This window comes from Cypionkella sp. (genome assembly GCF_028290025.1).
Taxonomy (GTDB): Bacteria; Pseudomonadota; Alphaproteobacteria; order Rhodobacterales; family Rhodobacteraceae; genus Cypionkella.
This window is the reverse complement of the sequence record NZ_JAQGKQ010000099.1, coordinates 37693-54452: the sequence shown is the minus strand read 5'-3', so window position 1 is coordinate 54452 and position 16760 is coordinate 37693. Positions and strand designations below refer to the sequence as shown.

Below are 16760 nucleotides of genomic sequence, written 5' to 3'. Positions count from 1 at the left end.
ACGCCATCCATGCCTGGCATATTGATGTCCAGCAAAAGGCAATCGAAGGAGTCGTCACTGTTTGCCAGCGCGTCAAGTGCGCGTTGGCCCGACGGTGCTGTAGTGACATCAGGAAACCCTGATATGGCCACAAGCAAGGGCATCAACTCAAGTATGCACGGGTCGTCGTCGACAGCGAGAATTCGCATGCTTGCCTCTAGGTGGGTTATGACGGTCAATCTTTAAGGAGCTCAACCTTTGGTAGAATATCTGGTTCCAAATGTGAAGCCAACCACCGGATGGCGCGAGGCGCGACATCCTTCAGTCTAAGCGGCTGATGTGAGGAGGACAGTGACCCGCATGGGCAAATGATCGATCAGATCGGGGTTGGGAAAACCAGGGGCGTGCAAAGAGCCACGAGCTCGGAATTTTGATCTGAACCCGACCTGCGCATCACCATACCGGCCCGCGGCATGTGAAAAGCCGCACCATGAGGCCTGACACATGAACGCACCCGATCACATGTCAGAAAGTCAGAAAAGTCATTGCATCATAGGGGGCATCCACACATGCACGCCGAAGCACATGCTGTAGAAGTGGCCTTGAAGCCCTCGATCCAAAGCTCTCGGGCTTTGCCGTTGGCCTCCTGAACCACGGGGCCCGGGTATTTGAGCACTCCTTGCGCGTCCAGAAGGCCGTTGACCTCACCCTTTGAGGTGTCGTCGTCGGGATCGTTGCCGGCGTCGCGGGTCTGGGTCAGGACGTATCCGCCACGGACGAAGGCGAACGTTCCCATAAGGGTGATGAGTTCGGCGAGCTCCGCTGCCCAGACCTCTGGGTCTGTATGGGTTTTGCCATAGGCAAAAACGCCTTTGGAGGGGCGGTTGAGAAGCGCGCGACCGCCGATCTCGGACATCATAATGGGAGTTTGTCCATCGTAGCCATAGCCGTGTGAGTGGAAGACGTGACGAGGGTTTTCGCCCCAGGTGTCACGATCGGGCCAACACTCGATCCTACCGTAGATATGCTTAAGAAGGCTATTTTCGGCGTAATCATGGATGTTCAGCATGAGCCTTTCGCGAGCAAGCGTTTCCACTGGCATGCCAAACTTTCGAGATGTGATGACACGCCACCCGTCGTTGGCTGCGTAGGGCATTCCGGGCGGAGCGATCTCCTCCGTGACGAGCCCGAGCTCGATCTGGAAGGCCTCCCGGTCTGTGTCGGTGGCCTTGACCTCGTGATGCCTGTGCTCGAGCATGCCCCAGTCTTCGTTGATGGGAACCAGAAAAAACACACAAGGGTGGTTCCAGGCATACGCGCGAATAATCCGGCCCCATTCCGCGATGGCGTTGGCCCGGGAGCCTAGCTTGAGAAGGTCGCGGGCCGATGGCAACTCGATCGAAAGCCAATAGCCCATCTTGTCAGCGAACCAAAGATCGCGATGCCTTGGGGTAGTCTGATGGCGCCGTTCCCCATTGAAGCCCTGCTCAAGCGTGTGCTCGAAGTCGGTCAAGGTGTGCTGGTCCGTGGGCGTGTAGAGCGTGTCTGGGTAGATAGCCTGATTGAGAAGGCCCTGGAAGTAGAAGGGCTGACCGTTGAGGCGGTAGTAGCCGGAATCCCAGTCCATGACGAAAGTGCGGAAGCCGACGTAGGTCTCAATGGAGTCCACGAGACGGCGGTCGTGGTCGAGAAGCGTAAGAGTTCCAAAGTAGAGGTTGGGGTCTTGGAGCGACCAGGCCCGGACATCGTCGATATGTTTCTTGAGGACGGCCCGACCGCCCTCTACCGCGCCGGAGACAGAGAAAGTCAGCCCCTCATGAGCAAGGGTCAAAAGCACGTTCTGGCCGTCCTGGGGCGATGCGACGTCGATGGTAGCTGTCAGATCTCCGGTGCCGCTGGCAACAATCTTGAAGTCATTGATATGGCTGGTCTGGGCCCGCTCGATCCAGACAGACTTCCAGAGACCGGACATGTTGCCGTAGAAAATGACCCCTTCGCTCGTTTGGCGCTCCTGCTTGCCCGAGATGATCGAACGACGCCCGGAATAGTCGCGAACGGCCACCGTTAAGGAGTGGAGTTTGGTGCTGTCGCCGTCGACACCCAAAGCAAGGACACTGGCTGGCACGAAGATCCCGATGGGGTCATAGGCGCCCTTGTGGCGGCAGAGCTTGACGCCATTCATCAGGACGTCGGCCTCATGGTCGGCACCCTCGATGTGGAGCATCCCGCCCTCCCAGTCGAAGGGAAGCTCGACGGTGCGGTCATAGCGAAGATCGGCCTTTCCCCTCGGGACTGTGATTCCGTTGACCTTCGACTGAGGGGCAAAAGGAACGACGACAGGTTCGGACGGGCCGCCGCAGACTGACAGATTCCACACCCCGTCGAGGGGCAGGGTTTCACGACGAATCCGCGCCGGGTTCGGAGCTGTGTCGCGCGTCAGGATCGGCAAGGCCGCAGGGTAAGCAATATCGGCAGTGAACAGCATGTGAAACCTGTCAAGGCTTGAGGAGACTGATGCCGGTCGGAGAGGTTTTTCTTCGAGGTCCGGCCTGAAAATGATTCGTTCGTCTTTGTGTCCTATTGGTGGTTTTTTTTCGACCTCGGCATGGTTGCTGGCCTTCTTTGTTAAAGGCGGCTAGTGATTGAGGTCTTCGGTGAGGCCCGCCTTTTCCTGGATATTAGAAACGCGGCTCCGGCCTGGTCCCATAGCCCGTCGACCGGATCCTCGGTCTCTCCGGGGCCTTGATCTAATCGGAAATCTCTTAGGGGCCGCGACGCCCCGGTGATTAAGATATCGCGGCGGGGACGTGATCCTCGATGCGGAACCGGTAAAACAGCGCCTCCTGAACCTCTTGCCGACCCATCATCGCCTGATCCTCCAGCCCGTCTGAACCAGTTGAATCAGTCCGTTAGGCCCAGATCAAGCGAAGAGTTTTTCACCACCATCGACCGTTTTGACCCCCTGCCCCGCCCTACCAAAAATCAGGGACTTACTAGGGACAAAATGCCGTGGCAATACCTTTGCGGTTTCGGGAGGTTTCGTCACAATGAAGCATGATCATGGCTACACCCCTGTGTCGGCGAACGACCAGACACTTGGTCCCCGAAAAGTGGCAGGTGCGCTGCACATCTTGTCCGACAATATCAGTGGCTCGCTGCGCAAGCGTCCTGAGCTCAATCGCATGCTCGATCAGTTCCACAACGGCATGTCGTTGTCGTCACAACGTAGAATAAAAGATGGCGCAATCTGTCAGAAACTGCGCAGCTGTCTAGGGTAACACGAATACCATAAAGCCGGGGGCTGCAGTACAGAAGCGGCCGTGATTTCGGCCGTTTTTGCATTATTGCACGGCTGATCAGCTCAACTGTCTTCACGCTTTGCTGGACCTATTTTCTTCGACGTTCAATATGCCATAGGAAACCGATCGTGAGACCAGCCCATGCGCGGTGACTGTCAGTTCAACTGCTAAAACTTTGCCGAGAACTACCCCGTCGATCTTGACGCGCGCCTCGACATCGCCTTCAACTTGCGCCGCAGCCTAAATCGAAACGTCATCAGCTGCGACATTTCCTCTGGATTTTTGCCTCGATCACGATCTGACCCGTGCATCTCACGTCGCCTGTAATTTCGAGGTCTGCTGCGAGAACCGAAGTCTTGGCGCGTTGCGCAATTAGGGATATCATAGGTGCTGGCCTTTTCACCTCGACCGATGCGCCGTTGAGAACGATCGAGGTGATTCTATGTGTGATTCTCGCCCCAGCTCGGAAAGCAACGCGCTTTTATGCTGATCGCAAATTCCACGACCGAGAGCGGGCAGCATCTCATGGAGCCGACAGGCCCGCATCGGCGAGTTGTTCCGGATCGGCCAGATCCCGCAAGCCCTCCAACCCGAAAGCAGCAAAGAACGTCTCGGTAGTAACAAGCGTATAGAGCCCGCCCCGAAGGGGGGCGCGGGGGCCTGTGGTGATCAGCGCGCGTTCGGCCGGCCGTCCGATCAAATCCCGGCTGATCTCGCGCCCGAATATCTCCTTCAATCCGTCACGGCTGATCGGCTGGTGGTAAGCAATGGCGGCCAGCACGGGGAGGTCGAATGCGTTCAAATCCAGCGCCTGTCCGCTCAGATCTGCTGCAGCCCGGATTGCCGGTGCATAGACTGCCTTGGTGCGCAGCATCCAACCCGACCCAATCCGCGCCACCTCATAGGGCCGGTCGGCCAGATCAGCGGCAAGATCCGCAATCAACACATCGGCCGAAGCCCCCTGCCCCACCACCCGTGCCGATCGTCACGCGCAACTGGCGTCGCGGAGGCAAAAAGCACTGCCTCGATCCGCAGCATCTATTCACGCCAACGCAGATTTATCGGCAATGCTGGATCAGACCCTAACTCTGGGTAACTCTATTCCGCTGCGTGAAGCGTGGAAATAGATCACACATCAACAGCGCGCTCCGCCTGCCATGCGTCGAAAGCCCGGTGCAACCGAACCTCCGGGGTATTAGCGTAAAACGTTTGGGTCGTGCTATCGCTGAACAGCCGCTCCATCGTCGCCGCCTTCTCGGATTTCTTCATCTTGGCAAAGGCTTTTACACAAGCGTCGCTCGCTTCGGCAGAAAGCAGATCGGCAAGCAAGGCGTCCAGATAGCTGCCAGACACGCGGCCAAAGAAGCTCGCGGCGGTCGGGGTCCAGACGGTGCGAATAGATGCGCCTGCCACTTCCTCGATGTGATCAAACAGGTTTGAGGGTCTTGAACAGGTGCTGAAACCATAGTGCAGACCGCGCGCCAAAGCTTCGGTGATTGACGCATTTCGGGCCTTCTTGCCCTGACCCTGAAACCCGACAAACGCCTCGGCCTGATCCTGCACCATATTGTGCGGCTGCGGTTCGGACAGGCGCGCATCAACCGCAAAGCCCTCCTCAACGCTCGGCGTGTTGGTCGGGTTGCCAAGGCGCATATCGAAGATTGTGGCGTAGGCGCCGCTCGCCGATGAGAGCGAGAAAGCCATCAGGTCCGACACCAGTTCGAGCTTAGCCAGCAAAGCTTGCTGTAACGCGGCAAGGCGCATCGCGTGAATATCTACCACCAAAGCCGCAGAGTACGGGGATTTCGGGGCAGCTTCGCCGGGTACCGCGCCGCGCTGTTGAGGCGGTCGGCTGCAATCACGCCCTATTCAACAGCCTCAGCGCGATCCTCTGGGCGAACAACGCCCATTTCAAATTGCAACTCGCCATCGTGCCCGACAAAAACAAACCCACCTGCCGCTCCGCGTTGCTCAGGGCTTAAGACTGGCGCGCGCTTCGCGTCGAAGATGTCCAGCTTGGCGTGGCCTTCTTCGTGCAGCCCGTCCGCGTTGGCAAGTTCGCACAAGGCATCGTATTCCTCGGCTTCATCCTCGGACAAATCCGGCACTTGCGGATAAAGCCGGGTCAGTTTGTCCTTCTCGGACCAGTCCACACAGTGATCAAGACGCGACACTGCCACGTTCGCACAGCTCTACGCCATCCATGCCCGGCATATGATGTGCAGTAAAAGACAATCGAAGGAGGCGTCACGGTTTGCCAGCGCGTCAAGTGCGCGTTGTTACGACGATGCTGTAGTGACATCAGGAAACCCTGATATGGCCACAAGCAACGGTATCAACTCAAGAATTCACGGCTCGTCGTCGACAGCGAGAGTTCTCCTCCAGGCTGGGTAATAACGGTCAATCTTTAAGGGACTCAACCTTTGGTAGAATATCTGATTCCAAATCATGCGGACCTATCGCAGTCTACTCTACCGCAGGCGCGGAACAAGCAATCGCGCAATTCTCGCAGTGCTGCGAACGCCCACTTCATCCCGCATAGCTGGCGACCGGGAAAAAGGTCGTTTTAACCCGACACCCGAGGATGTGCATCCTTAGATTGACTTATCGACCGCGCAATGCAACTTAGGATAAGCGCGCAAAATTACTATTGTTGTACCGCAGCGTAAATGAGATTGCTGTTGTGCCCAATCTGCCGAGTAGCACCGAAAGTTGGAGGACTGTGTGGTGGATATCGTTAAGAACGACAAATTTTCCGTCCCTGTGCGAATGACACTTGTCGGCGGAATACAAGTATATGGCGTCGTCTTTTTAGAAAGAGATCAGCGCATCCTCGAAATGGTATGCGGAGAAGCGAAATTCTTTCCCTTCAAATCTAGCAGCTCACTGAGTTTAATGAATAAGGACAATGTCTTGCAAATCGACATCCTGTCTGTTGACGATATGAAGCAGCTTGTGAACCAATTTCCGAGAGTTGATTTCCAGTATATCGCCAATAATCAGTGGTAGTCCTAATCGGCGTGCTTTCCCTGATTGTTAAGCCAGGTGTCGTGAACGCAGATTATATCATTCACAAACCTTCTAGGACCGGTCAATGATGCTCGAACTCGGCGCTTTATTTCGTAGCAATCTTGGTAATTCTGAGAAATAAACCGTGGGAGGTAGTGTCAATGCCGCAAAGACTTTCTAAAGGCGGGGTCGCAGACAAGGTGCTTATGATCGGTTTGGACGCAAATCAACATCGGAGTTTGGGAAGGATTGATCACGATGGTCTGAATGCCGCGTCGGATGTGCAGCAGAGGCGGATCGCCACGCTCGAAGCTGAAGCAACACGGCTCGCGATGGTCATTGACAACATCTCGCAGGGCGTCTGCTTATTCGGCGCCGACGAGCGCCTGATGCTTTTTAATCGTCGCTACGCCGAAATCTACCGCGTGGCACCAGAGAGCTTGCTCGTGGGAATGACTCTCGGGGAAATCGTCGAGCGCCGCCTTTCCGCCGGGACGGCACCGATGGAAAGCGAGGCTTATATGGATTTGGCCCGCTCGATCAATTTGAAGTCCGTATCGCGAAATTGGTCCGTCGAGCTCAAAGATGGTCGCACGATCCAGATAGTTCATCACCCGATGCCCGAGGGGGGGTGGCTCGCAACCCACGAGGACATCACCGAAATCGCTGCCAGTCGCGTTATCGCCAGCGAACGTGTGTCGCTGCAGACGCTGATTGACTGGGTACCTGATTATCTGTGGGTCAAGGATACCGAAAGCCGCTTTTTGGTCGTCAACAAGGCCCTTGCCGACGACTGCGGCCGCCAGACAGGAGATATGATTGGCCTGACCGATTTTGATTTGCATGGTCACGAACTCGGACAAAAATTTCGCGTAAGCGAGCAGGACGTGCTGCTCAGCGGTCAACCGATGATTGGCAAAGAAGAGTTTGTTGTAGGAACCTTTGGCGCCGACAAGTGGCTCGCCTCGACCAAAATTCCTGTCCGAAACGCCCAGAATGAAATTTTTGGCCTTGTGGGTATTGCCCGTGATATCACCGAGCGCAAGCGAGCCGACGATCTTCGCATCGGGCAGGCGATCATACTGGAAATGATCGCCACAAGCGCGCCGCTTCACGATGTGCTTGACCGCACGATGCGCCTCATAGAGTCACAATTGACAGCGATATTCGGCTCAGTCATGCTTCTGGACAAAGACAGTGTCCATTTGCACCATGGCGCAGCGCCGAGCTTGGCGAAAGCCTATACAGATGCCATCGACGGCATGCGCGTCGGTCCGTGCGCGGGTTCTTGTGGTACGGCTGCCTATAGGCGTCAGTCCGTCATTGTCGCGGACGTAATGACTGATCCTCTTTGGGATGATTATCGCAATTTGGCGAGCGCTTACGGCTATCGGTCATGTTGGTCAACTCCGATCTTATCTCACTCGGGCGAAGTGCTGGGCGTCTTTGCAATGTATTCCATGACTGTACGCACACCGACGGAGGATGAGAGCAATCTCATAGATTTCACGGCCCGCCTCGCAGGCATTGCAATTGAGCGCAAGCTCGCTGAAGACCGCATCCATTTCATGGCCAACCATGATGCGTTGACGGGACTTCCCAATCGTGCCTTGCTCAGAGACCGCCTTTCGCAAGCGATCCTTTTTGCGCAACGAAATGAGCGCTGGGTAAGCGTGGTGTTCATTGACCTAGACTATTTCAAGCTCGTCAACGACACCCTTGGTCACAACGCTGGAGACGTCCTGCTGAAAACCATCGCTGGCCGGATGGTGGAATGCGTGAGAACGACCGACACCGTCGTGCGGCTTGGTGGAGACGAATTTGTGATCCTCCTCTTTGACCAAGCCCCGGACGTCGATCACGTGGCCGAGACCGTGCAAAAGATCCGAACGGTGATTGGCTACCCGGTTGATCTTGGCGAGCATCATTTGAAAACCACAGCCAGCATGGGCGTTGCAAATTACCCACGGGACGGTGCGGATGTTGAATCGCTGCTGGCCAATGCCGATGCTGCCATGTACCGCGCCAAAGAGCTCGGCCGAGACAAGTTCCTGTTCTACGCGCCCGAGTTTAACGCAATGGTTCGGGAAAAATTTCTGCTGCAGGAGGAGTTGCGTAACGCACTCGCTCGCGCTGAATTTACGTTGCTATATCAGCCTCAAGTTGACCTGCGCTCAGGTAAGGTCCTCGGCGTCGAGGCGTTGATCCGCTGGAATCATCCGCGCTTGGGCTTAGTCGCGCCGATCAGCTTCATTCCGATGGCCGAGGAGAACGGCTTGATCGTGCCGATCGGCGATTGGGTGCTGCGGGAAGCGTGCCGGCAAAACAAGGCTTGGCAGGCCGCGGGCTTGCCGTCGATGGTGGTAAGCGTCAACGTCTCAGCCAGGCAGTTCAAGGAAACCAACTTCGTCAACCACGTTACTGACGCCCTAACCAAAAGCGGTCTCGAGGGCCGATACCTTGAACTCGAACTTACCGAAAGCCTGATCATGCAGGATGTGGACCGGGCGATCGACACAATGAATGTGTTGCAAAAAGTGGGCGTTCAGATAGCAATCGACGACTTTGGAACAGGCTATTCGAGCTTAACCGCACTGAAAACGTTTCCCGTGGCTCGGCTAAAGATCGACAAGTCTTTTATACGCAATCTGGCGACGGACGCGAACGATCAGGCGGTTGCAAGTGCCGTCATATCGCTAGGTCAAAAGCTTAATATGCGAGTGATTGCCGAAGGCGTTGAAACCGACGATCAGATCGCGTTCCTCCGAAAAAACCATTGCGATGAGATGCAAGGCTACCATTTCAGCGAGCCAGTCTCGTCGTTAGAGATCGTACAGTTCCTTTACACATCTTGCACAAAGGATGAATCGGGCTCAGTCAGAGAAATGTCGACCGCCAGCGTTGACATGGCCGACATGGGTTAGGCTATGGTTGGCGCAGTATTTTTACTGCTTCAAAAGTCGTAACCTATTTTCGGATCGGGGCTGCTGTTCAGACACTGTTGCCGCGACGAGCGAGCACGTTATGCGGCAGCGATCGGTTCGGGGCGGACAGGGGACGAAGCAATAGTCGATCATCAGCTCAGCATCGGCCGAAGGCCGACCTGCAGCTGTTGTCTGTGAACAAATTGACCTGTTATTAACTGACATCGGCTGGCCGACATTGCTGTCGCCGTCCTGGCCGAAAGGCTTACCAAATTATGCGCGCATTGCCCGTTTTTTTCGCCACTGGCCGGATGGATCTGCGAAGTTTGGTTCAAAATGTTACTTGCGCGGTGACGTTGCCCCTAACTTTTATCCAGCGTGAGCGAGACTCTGGGTTTGAGTTTTGCCCATTTGGGCGGGTTGGGCAACGGGGGCTGGCGCGGAGCTTTGCGAGTCGCGCAGCGTCAGGCCCTGTTGCGGGGCGAATGCCTGGGCGATCTCGGAGGCGTTGCCAGCCCAGCCGGGAGTGGGCCGTTCGGTGTTGTAGGCTTTTGCGTCAAGCGGCCAGCGTGACGCGGGCGTGGTGTAGTGAAGGGAACAGGGTTTCGTTCATGAGCTCATCGCGAAGTCGACCGCTAACGCGAACGCATCCGGTGCAGGAAATAAAAAAACCCGCGAAGAAGCGCGCCGCGAGGTGTTCGATTACGTTGAGTTCTTCTACAACGCACAACGCAAACACGTTAGGAACGCGATGCTGTTGCCAATCAACTTCGGGCAGCAACAGAAACGGAAGCTGCAGAGCGTCTAGCAAACCAGGGGCTTTTCACTCACGCCAATTTATGCTCTTTTTGTCTCTCAAGTAATGCTAACAAAGGACAACATCCCATGAAGCTGCGCACTCTGTTCCTGCCCCTCGTCGCATTTTTGACATTGACCGCTTGCGAGACGATCCAAGGTGCCGGTCGCGACATTGAGGGCGCCGGTGAAGCGATCACAGATCAAAGTCAAGAAACCCAGGCTCAGATGTAAGAGGGTGACCGGCGGCAATTCAGCGCGACCAGAGCCCGCTGACATGAGGCCCGGCCCCGACATCCCGATAGGGATCACCATAGGGGAAATCCTTGTTCGAGAAATGCACTTGGCTGAATGAGCCGCGTAACTGGGCGATAACCGAGGAAGTGCTGGACATGAAAACCGACAAGGGGTCGGATTTCTGGCTAAACACCTATTATGGTTTCACCCGCGACTCTGGGCATTTTTTCGGGGCTCGCCGGGAGGGCGATTTTACGGCTTCGTTGTGCATCAAGGGCGACTATACCGATCTATATGACCAAGCCGGACTCATGGTGCGCGTGGACGAGACAGCGTGGGTTAAGGCAGGGATCGAACTCTCGGACGGCGAGGCTTGTCTTGGAAGCGTCCTGACGGTCGGTCAGTCGGATTGGGCAACCTCAGTTCACCACGGACCTGCCTCTATACTCCATCTGCGGATTACTGTTGAAAAGGGCGTCTTGCGAATACAGTGGTCACAAGACGGAATGCGCTGGCCGCTGTTGCGTCTCTGCCGTTTTCCAAAGGCATCGACTTACCTTGTCGGCCCCGTAGCCTGCAGCCCCGAGCGGGAGGGCTTGAAAGTGCAGTTCTCAGAATTTCAGCTCGGGGCACCGAATGGCAAGGCTCTTCATGATCTGACCTGACCCAGCTCTAGATGTTGAATGCCCGCGTGAACAAAGCCGTTGAGGCTGCCAAACTGCGAATAGGGCGCGGTCGTCGAGATCAGGATGGTGGCTGCCATCGAGGCAAACTGATCCGAGCGGCCACTTTGCGCTTGCCGCATCACAATGCCGAGCGGCATCATGATGACGCGCCGTTCACCATCGAAGTATTCGCAGTTGTGATCTCGTAGGCCTGATAGAAATCGCAACATGGTGCGACGGGGTCGTTACGCCAACCGGCCGCTTTCCTGGATCATGCTCCCACTACCGCGCGGTTCACTGACCGCTTTCCGCCCCTTTTTGACCCTTGTCTTCAACCTAGTCTCTCGAGCAAGTTCCTCATATTAGAAACCTGCCACTGCCCGCCGCGTCGCGTAAGCATGCCTCGGGCCGTCAGCGCCCTTGCTATTGCCCTGAGGCTGATTGCGCCACTAGTTCGTATATCGGAAACCACCTTCGCCAGATCAGCCTCGTGCTGGTCCGCGTTGGCCGCAGCCGCCTCACGCAGCGCGGATCCTCCCTTCCCCGCCCGCCTGAGTGCGGCAGCCCCATTCGGGTTGCCCAGCTTAGTGCCCCGGGCCTGGGCCACCGCCGGAGCATCTTTGGTGCGCGGGGATATGGCCTCCCGTTCCGCTTGGGCGACCAACGCCATGATACCACCGTCAGGTCGTTCGCCTCCGGCATGTCGACGGCAAGGAATCGCACGCCACTGTCCCGCAAGGTTAGCAGGAAGGCCGCGTTACACGACAGCCTGTCCAATTTGGCAATGACAAGCGTGGCACCGGTGAGCCTCGCCAGGTGAATCGCTGTCGTCAGTTTGGTTCGTTCGCCGTGCTTGTTGTCCGCCAGCACGTAAGCGCACTTCTGAGACGCGCTGAGATGACTGAGTTCGATTAGCGGCACTTGGGGCAGCCCCAACAGCCACGCCGCCATCACCAGGCCATGGCCCGCAATGATACCGTTCTCGCCGTCGACCAGCTCCTGATTGGTAAAGCCGAACTCTCAAATTTAGCCTGCGATCAGCGCCACCTAAGCTTCGTCATGCGTCCGCGCATCGCGCGCATAGGGGATCAAATCGCCTATAAGCCGATATGCGGTTGCCGGTCGCTGGGCGCCGTCCATCATTGCCTCAGAACAGCCCCAGCGGCCGTGCGGCCAGCTGCGCGCGAGCGGACGATCTGATCACCTTCTGGAGCCGTCGCAATCCTAACACTTCAACGCTTCAACCTCGGCCATCGCCGAGCGTAGCTGCCGGGTAGTATCGTCAAAATTGAGGGCACATAGCGCCGCGATGAAGTCGGCTTCGATGCGCGCCAGCGCGAAGATACGGCTGCCGTTATCCGCCATACTATCGCGGTACAGTTCGAACGACTTGTGTACCCAAGTGATAGGATCCCGGACAGGCGTGTGCGCCGTTCCCGACGATACCAGCCCGCAGGCTGGCAACGGCACAGCGACGGCGCGCAAGGCACTCGAGGTTCCACGCAACGTTTGGGAAGGCTTCGATCCGCGCCATGCTCAACTCCTGAGTACTGACAACATATGGCGAACATTAGCCTTTGTCAGTATGGCCTTTCAAGTCGGAGAATTCAGTCGATTGTGAGAACTGGGGATAATGCGCTACGAGGGAAAATGCTGATATGCCATAAGGATCTAACTAGAAGCGCCGTCGCGGCCTGCCAGCCCCGACGGCTACTGATACGAATTGCTCAACCACCACACCGGCAAGATCACACGGCAATAGGTCGCGGATGTGTCGAGGGGGTGGCAAGAAAATGTAGTGTCCCTGAAGAACTCCAATGCGCTTCCGGGCATCTGTACGTCCGCAGAACGCTTGGCGACAGAAGCAGGAAAAACCCGTTATCACGGCCGCACCAGAGCGCACGGTAACGCCTTAATTATTTCAGTCACGCAGGCCGAGCGCGTTGTGGCGCTTAGATTTGCGCCAGATCAAACTTGAGCCTAACCGCCAAAAGCCAGCCCAAGTGCGATCGCCCACATCGTCGCGCCGACAACAATCTCCAGCACCACCCAAGCTTTCGGATTGGCAAACACCGGAGCCAGCAACCGCGCGCCGTAGCCCAAAGCCGTAAAGAAGCTGAAACTACCTGCAGCTGCAGCCACCCCAAAAGCCAAGCGATGCCCCGGATACTGCGCCGAGATCGAACCGAGCAGCACCACCGTATCAAGATAAACATGCGGGTTGGCCCAAGTCAGCACCATCACTGTCGTAAGCACCTTCGCCACACTGGCTACCGATCCATCACCGGGCTGCAAAGCCTCTCCCCCCGCCAGCGCCGCCTTGAACCGCAGCGCGCCGTAAACCAGCAAAAACACCATCCCACCCCAGCGCATCGCCTCGCCGATCCAAGGCACCATCACCGAGACCGCGCCGAAGCCGCTGACGCCCGCCGCAATCAAAATCGCATCCGAAACAGCGCAGGCCAGAACAACGATGCCAACATGCTCGCGTCGCAGTCCCTGCCGCAGCACGAATGCGTTCTGCGCGCCAATCGCGAGGATCAGGCTGAGCGATAGCAAATAGCCATGCAGCGCGGCCTCATACACCGCTCAGCCCCCGCAAAGCCGCTATTGCATCCTCGCGGCGCTCCCACTGCACAAAAACGTGGTCATGGTAGAACCCGGCGACCACGTTGGCGCTAATCCCTTGCGCCGCCAAAGCCTGCGCAATCGCAGCCGTCAGGCCAACCGCCGCCAAATCAGAATGCACCGTCAGGCTAATACGCGCCCAAGCGGAGTCGGTAGGGATGCCATGCGCCGCCAGAACCGCCAGCGTTGCGATCACTGTCATCCCCTCAGGCTCCACAATCTGCGCAAAGGCTCCCGCAACAGCACGATCGCTCACCGCATAGCCGTATGGCTGCGCGTGCAGCTTCGGCCGCATCGTGCGCAACAACACCGTTAAATCCGCCTCGCCCGCCATTGTCTTCCCCTGTTTGCACTTGACCTAGCAGGTTGCCGCCAGCTTAATCAAATTAATCCTTCTGCCATCAGGTAAGCCCGGCTAATGTTTGACCCCGCCCAATTGGCAGCCCTTGCCGCTGTCCACCGCCGCGGGTCGTTCGACCTCGCGGCGGCCGAACTGCACGTCACACCTTCCGCGATCTCGCAGCGGTTGAAGGCGCTAGAGGAAACCGCAGGCGCTCTGCTGATCCGACGCGGCCAACCCTGCACCGCCACTCCGGCGGGCCTTCGGCTGATCCGCCACCATGACGAGCTGACGCTGCTGGAGCGCACCCTTGCCACCGACCTGCCGTGGCTGTCACCGCGCCCTGCCACGCTGCGGATCGCGGTAAATGCTGACAGTCTGGCGACTTGGGTGATCCCGGCACTCGCCGCCACCGATGGCTTTCTGTTTGATCTGGTGATTGACGATCAGGATGTCAGTCAGGATTGGCTGAAACGAGGTGAGGTCGCAGCCGCAATCACCGCACATCCCGGCCCGTTGCAGGGCTGCGATACCATCCCGCTTGGCGCGCTTCGATACCGCGCCACCGCCTCGCCCGCCTATATGGCGCGGTGGATGCCAGATGGGGTGACGGCGGCGGCTTTGGCTGCCGCCCCGGCGTTGCGGTTCTCGGACAAGGATCGCTTGCAGGATATTTGGGTGGAGCAGCAGATCGGCGCAAAGGCCAAGCGCGCGGCGTTCCCGAGCCACCGCCTCGCCTCCTCGCAGGCGTTCGTCGATGGCTGCCTCGCGGGCTTAGGCTGGGCGATGAACCCCGAGGTGCTGGCCGCCCCCTATCTCGCCTCGGGCGCGCTGGTCGAGATGGTGCCAAACACCCCGCTAGACGTCGCCCTGCACTGGCAATTCAGCCGCCTGACTGCCCCGGCTTTGGCTTCGCTGACCCGAGAGATCCGGGCCGCTGCGGGGAGAGTTTTGGTTGGGGGATAGGGGGGCTCCCAACTTGGGAGGTTTTTTTGTTGAGGTATATCAAAGGGATGCGGTGGGTAATTTAAGGGATTTTTAACGTTTTGACGGTGAAGCGCGGCAACAGAGCGTGATGTCGCTGCCCGTCGACCTGCCAAATCGGCACACTGCTTGGTTGGGAACCGAGCTGACGCGCGATTGTCATTTAGAGCCCGTTGTGTCGAAGTCCGATTGGCCGCTCTCAGGCGTTTGCATAGAGCCCCTCAATGAACCTCGCTCGTTGTTCGGGTCGAAAGTCGAGAATTAGAATGTCGTCCAGCTTCACATCCGAATATTGTGTGCAGTTCTTTGCGAATTCTATTGTTTCTTGGAGCGTGTTATTTTCATGCCATGTAGTTATGACGTATTTGTCGTCCGGGTATTCGCCGTAACCATAGTGCTCAAGAAATGCCCAATCGACGCTATCGTCCCATGTCGTGCAGTCAATGCCCCAAGCCAACGAATACAGGCATCCGGCTTCTATGAGGGCTCTGCTGACTTTTTGTTGAAATTCCCGGCTAACCCTACGCTCGATCAAGATCAGACACTTAAACTTGGTCATCTCTTTTGGGATCGAAAAGGGGGTATCGGTGGGAATAAATTGATATCGGAACATACTTGCTTTTGATGATGAAGCACCAACGCTGTCAAGCTCCCTCGATCTTTTGGTATGGCGGCGGATTAGTGTCAGGCATGCCGTTGATTGAAGATTTTTCAATCAAATTCGAAAGCCTGAGCAACCACGGAACGCCCGCTTTGTCCGCATCGCGGTCATTCAGCTACCCTACCCTGTCGCAACCTCCCAAGCAAAGCCCCCAGCCCGGAATCAAGGCGCTTGCGCCGCCGGGCAGCGCCTGACCGCCCCATCGGGCGGGCGCTTTTGCGGTGTCCCGCTTAGAACTTTTGGGGAGTTGGTTGGAGGATTAAGTGTGCAGAACTGAGGTTGCTGCGCCAGCCCGGCGGTCAGGCGTTGCCCTTTGTGGTGCGTGGGGCATTGGGAGAATGAAGAAAGCCGCGCGGGTGTGCGCGGCTTTTGGCGATCGTGGAGTAGAGGCGCGGTAGGTGAACCGAACCTCCGCCAATCTCACAAGATTTACCCCAGCTGCGCAGCCACTTCTTCGCTCATATCGAAGTTATGGGTGACGGTTTGCACATCGTCATCCTCTCCAAGCATGTCGATCAGGCGCATCAGTTTGGTGGCGGTGTCCAAATCCACATCGGTCAAAGCTTGCGCTTTCCAGATCAGCTTCGACTCCAACGACTCGCCCAACGCCTTTTCCAACGCATCGGAAACCTCGTTCAGGCTTTCGACCGAGCAATAGATCCAGTGGCCGTCCTCATCGGATTCCACATCATCCGCGCCAGCATCCAGAGCCGCCATCATCACATCGTCAGCCGAGCCGACCGAGGCGGGATAAGAAATCTCACCCACCCGATCAAAGCCATGCGACACAGAACCAGTCTGCCCCAGATTGCCGCCACATTTCGAGAAATAACTGCGCACGTTCGAGGCGGTGCGGTTCAGGTTGTCGGTCATAGCCTCAACCATGATGGCGATGCCGTTCGCGCCGTAGCCTTCGTAGCGGATTTCGGTATAATCCGCGCCATCGCCCATCTGCGATTTCTTGATCGCGCGGTCGATCACGTCTTTCGGCATCGACACGGCTTTCGCGGCCTTCACGGCCAGACGCAGACGCGGGTTCATATCCACATCGGGCATCCCCATCTTCGCTGCGACGGTGATTTCCTTCGCCAGCTTCGAGAACACTTTTGAACGAGCTTTATCCTGCTTACCCTTGCGGTGCTGGATGTTCGCCCATTTTGAATGGCCTGCCATGACCCGTCTCCGATCGCTACTTCAGTGTTGGATTGCCTTACACCAGCCAAGGCTGCGGGTGCAACC

17 protein-coding genes and 2 pseudogenes are annotated in these 16760 nt (G+C 57.1%); 7 read left to right on the top strand and 12 right to left on the bottom strand.

The window, feature by feature from the left end:
* Together JWS10_RS18165 and JWS10_RS18160 are read right to left on the bottom strand one after the other, a co-directional pair.
* On the bottom strand, positions 1 to 188 hold a 188-nt coding region (locus JWS10_RS18165), incomplete at its 3' end, for a response regulator (RefSeq protein WP_299509206.1).
* 341 nt (positions 189 to 529) lie between these two features.
* A complete protein-coding gene (locus JWS10_RS18160) occupies positions 530 to 2464 on the bottom strand; it encodes a hypothetical protein (protein WP_299509205.1) in 1935 nt (644 codons plus the stop codon).
* A 562-nt stretch (positions 2465 to 3026) separates the two neighbouring features.
* Here JWS10_RS18160 and JWS10_RS18155 point away from each other — a divergent pair.
* Complete coding sequence (locus JWS10_RS18155; protein ID WP_299509204.1) at positions 3027 to 3257, top strand: hypothetical protein; 231 nt, start codon at positions 3027 to 3029, stop codon at positions 3255 to 3257.
* A 544-nt stretch (positions 3258 to 3801) separates the two neighbouring features.
* Here JWS10_RS18155 and JWS10_RS18150 read toward each other — a convergent pair.
* From JWS10_RS18150 to JWS10_RS18140, 3 genes and pseudogenes are all read right to left on the bottom strand, one after another.
* A pseudogene (locus JWS10_RS18150) lies at positions 3802 to 4316 on the bottom strand (SMC-Scp complex subunit ScpB).
* Positions 4317 to 4406: 90 nt separating this feature from the next.
* Positions 4407 to 5060, bottom strand: a complete 654-nt coding sequence (locus JWS10_RS18145) for a hypothetical protein (protein ID WP_299509203.1) — start codon at positions 5058 to 5060, stop codon at positions 4407 to 4409.
* A gap of 83 nt (positions 5061 to 5143) precedes the next feature.
* Complete coding sequence (locus JWS10_RS18140; protein WP_299509202.1) at positions 5144 to 5431, bottom strand: hypothetical protein; 288 nt, start codon at positions 5429 to 5431, stop codon at positions 5144 to 5146.
* A 571-nt stretch (positions 5432 to 6002) separates the two neighbouring features.
* Between JWS10_RS18140 and JWS10_RS18135 the strand changes: the two genes are divergently transcribed.
* The 5 genes and pseudogenes from JWS10_RS18135 (at position 6003) to JWS10_RS18115 (ending at position 10908) form a co-directional block, all read left to right on the top strand.
* The gene (locus tag JWS10_RS18135; RefSeq protein WP_299509201.1) at positions 6003 to 6287 is read left to right on the top strand and encodes a hypothetical protein; all 285 of its coding nucleotides are present in this window, start codon (positions 6003 to 6005) and stop codon (positions 6285 to 6287) included.
* 161 nt (positions 6288 to 6448) lie between these two features.
* Positions 6449 to 9211 (top strand): EAL domain-containing protein, encoded by a 2763-nt coding sequence (locus JWS10_RS18130; protein ID WP_299509200.1) that lies wholly within the window; start codon positions 6449 to 6451, stop codon positions 9209 to 9211.
* A gap of 670 nt (positions 9212 to 9881) precedes the next feature.
* Positions 9882 to 10019 (top strand): annotated as a pseudogene (locus tag JWS10_RS18125) (IS3 family transposase); the annotation flags it as partial.
* A gap of 77 nt (positions 10020 to 10096) precedes the next feature.
* Positions 10097 to 10240: an entericidin A/B family lipoprotein gene (locus tag JWS10_RS18120; RefSeq protein WP_299509199.1), complete on the top strand. Its 144-nt coding sequence runs from the start codon at positions 10097 to 10099 to the stop codon at positions 10238 to 10240.
* Positions 10241 to 10332: 92 nt separating this feature from the next.
* A complete protein-coding gene (locus JWS10_RS18115; protein WP_299509198.1) occupies positions 10333 to 10908 on the top strand; it encodes a DUF1349 domain-containing protein in 576 nt (191 codons plus the stop codon).
* On the opposite strand, the gene JWS10_RS18110 is transcribed toward JWS10_RS18115, so the two are convergent.
* The 5 genes from JWS10_RS18110 to JWS10_RS18090 all read right to left on the bottom strand — a co-directional run bounded on the left by JWS10_RS18110 (position 10893) and on the right by JWS10_RS18090 (position 13870).
* On the bottom strand, positions 10893 to 11069 hold the full coding sequence (locus JWS10_RS18110; RefSeq protein WP_299509197.1) for a hypothetical protein: 177 nt from the start codon (positions 11067 to 11069) through the stop codon (positions 10893 to 10895). The two genes, JWS10_RS18115 and JWS10_RS18110, sit on opposite strands and share 16 nt — an antisense overlap.
* Before the next feature lie 170 nt (positions 11070 to 11239).
* On the bottom strand, positions 11240 to 11308 hold the full coding sequence (locus JWS10_RS18105; RefSeq protein ID WP_299509211.1) for a hypothetical protein: 69 nt from the start codon (positions 11306 to 11308) through the stop codon (positions 11240 to 11242).
* Positions 11309 to 12132: 824 nt separating this feature from the next.
* Positions 12133 to 12273, bottom strand: coding sequence for a hypothetical protein (locus tag JWS10_RS18100; protein ID WP_299509196.1), 141 nt, complete (start codon positions 12271 to 12273; stop codon positions 12133 to 12135).
* Positions 12274 to 12888: 615 nt separating this feature from the next.
* Positions 12889 to 13494 (bottom strand): LysE/ArgO family amino acid transporter, encoded by a 606-nt coding sequence (locus JWS10_RS18095; RefSeq protein ID WP_299509195.1) that lies wholly within the window; start codon positions 13492 to 13494, stop codon positions 12889 to 12891.
* Complete coding sequence (locus JWS10_RS18090) at positions 13487 to 13870, bottom strand: ACT domain-containing protein (RefSeq protein WP_299509194.1); 384 nt, start codon at positions 13868 to 13870, stop codon at positions 13487 to 13489. Before JWS10_RS18090 ends, JWS10_RS18095 begins: the two co-directional genes overlap by 8 nt.
* Before the next feature lie 84 nt (positions 13871 to 13954).
* Here JWS10_RS18090 and JWS10_RS18085 point away from each other — a divergent pair, with 84 nt between their 5' ends.
* Positions 13955 to 14842, top strand: a complete 888-nt coding sequence (locus tag JWS10_RS18085; RefSeq protein WP_299509193.1) for a LysR family transcriptional regulator ArgP — start codon at positions 13955 to 13957, stop codon at positions 14840 to 14842.
* A 217-nt stretch (positions 14843 to 15059) separates the two neighbouring features.
* Here the strand turns inward: JWS10_RS18085 and JWS10_RS18080 are convergent, their stop codons facing one another.
* Positions 15060 to 15575, bottom strand: a complete 516-nt coding sequence (locus JWS10_RS18080) for a hypothetical protein (protein WP_299509192.1) — start codon at positions 15573 to 15575, stop codon at positions 15060 to 15062.
* A gap of 375 nt (positions 15576 to 15950) precedes the next feature.
* Positions 15951 to 16694 carry a YebC/PmpR family DNA-binding transcriptional regulator gene (locus JWS10_RS18075; RefSeq protein WP_299509191.1) on the bottom strand — a complete coding sequence of 248 codons (744 nt, stop codon included), beginning with the start codon at positions 16692 to 16694 and terminating at the stop codon, positions 15951 to 15953.
* Between the last annotated feature and the right edge of the window lie 66 nt (positions 16695 to 16760).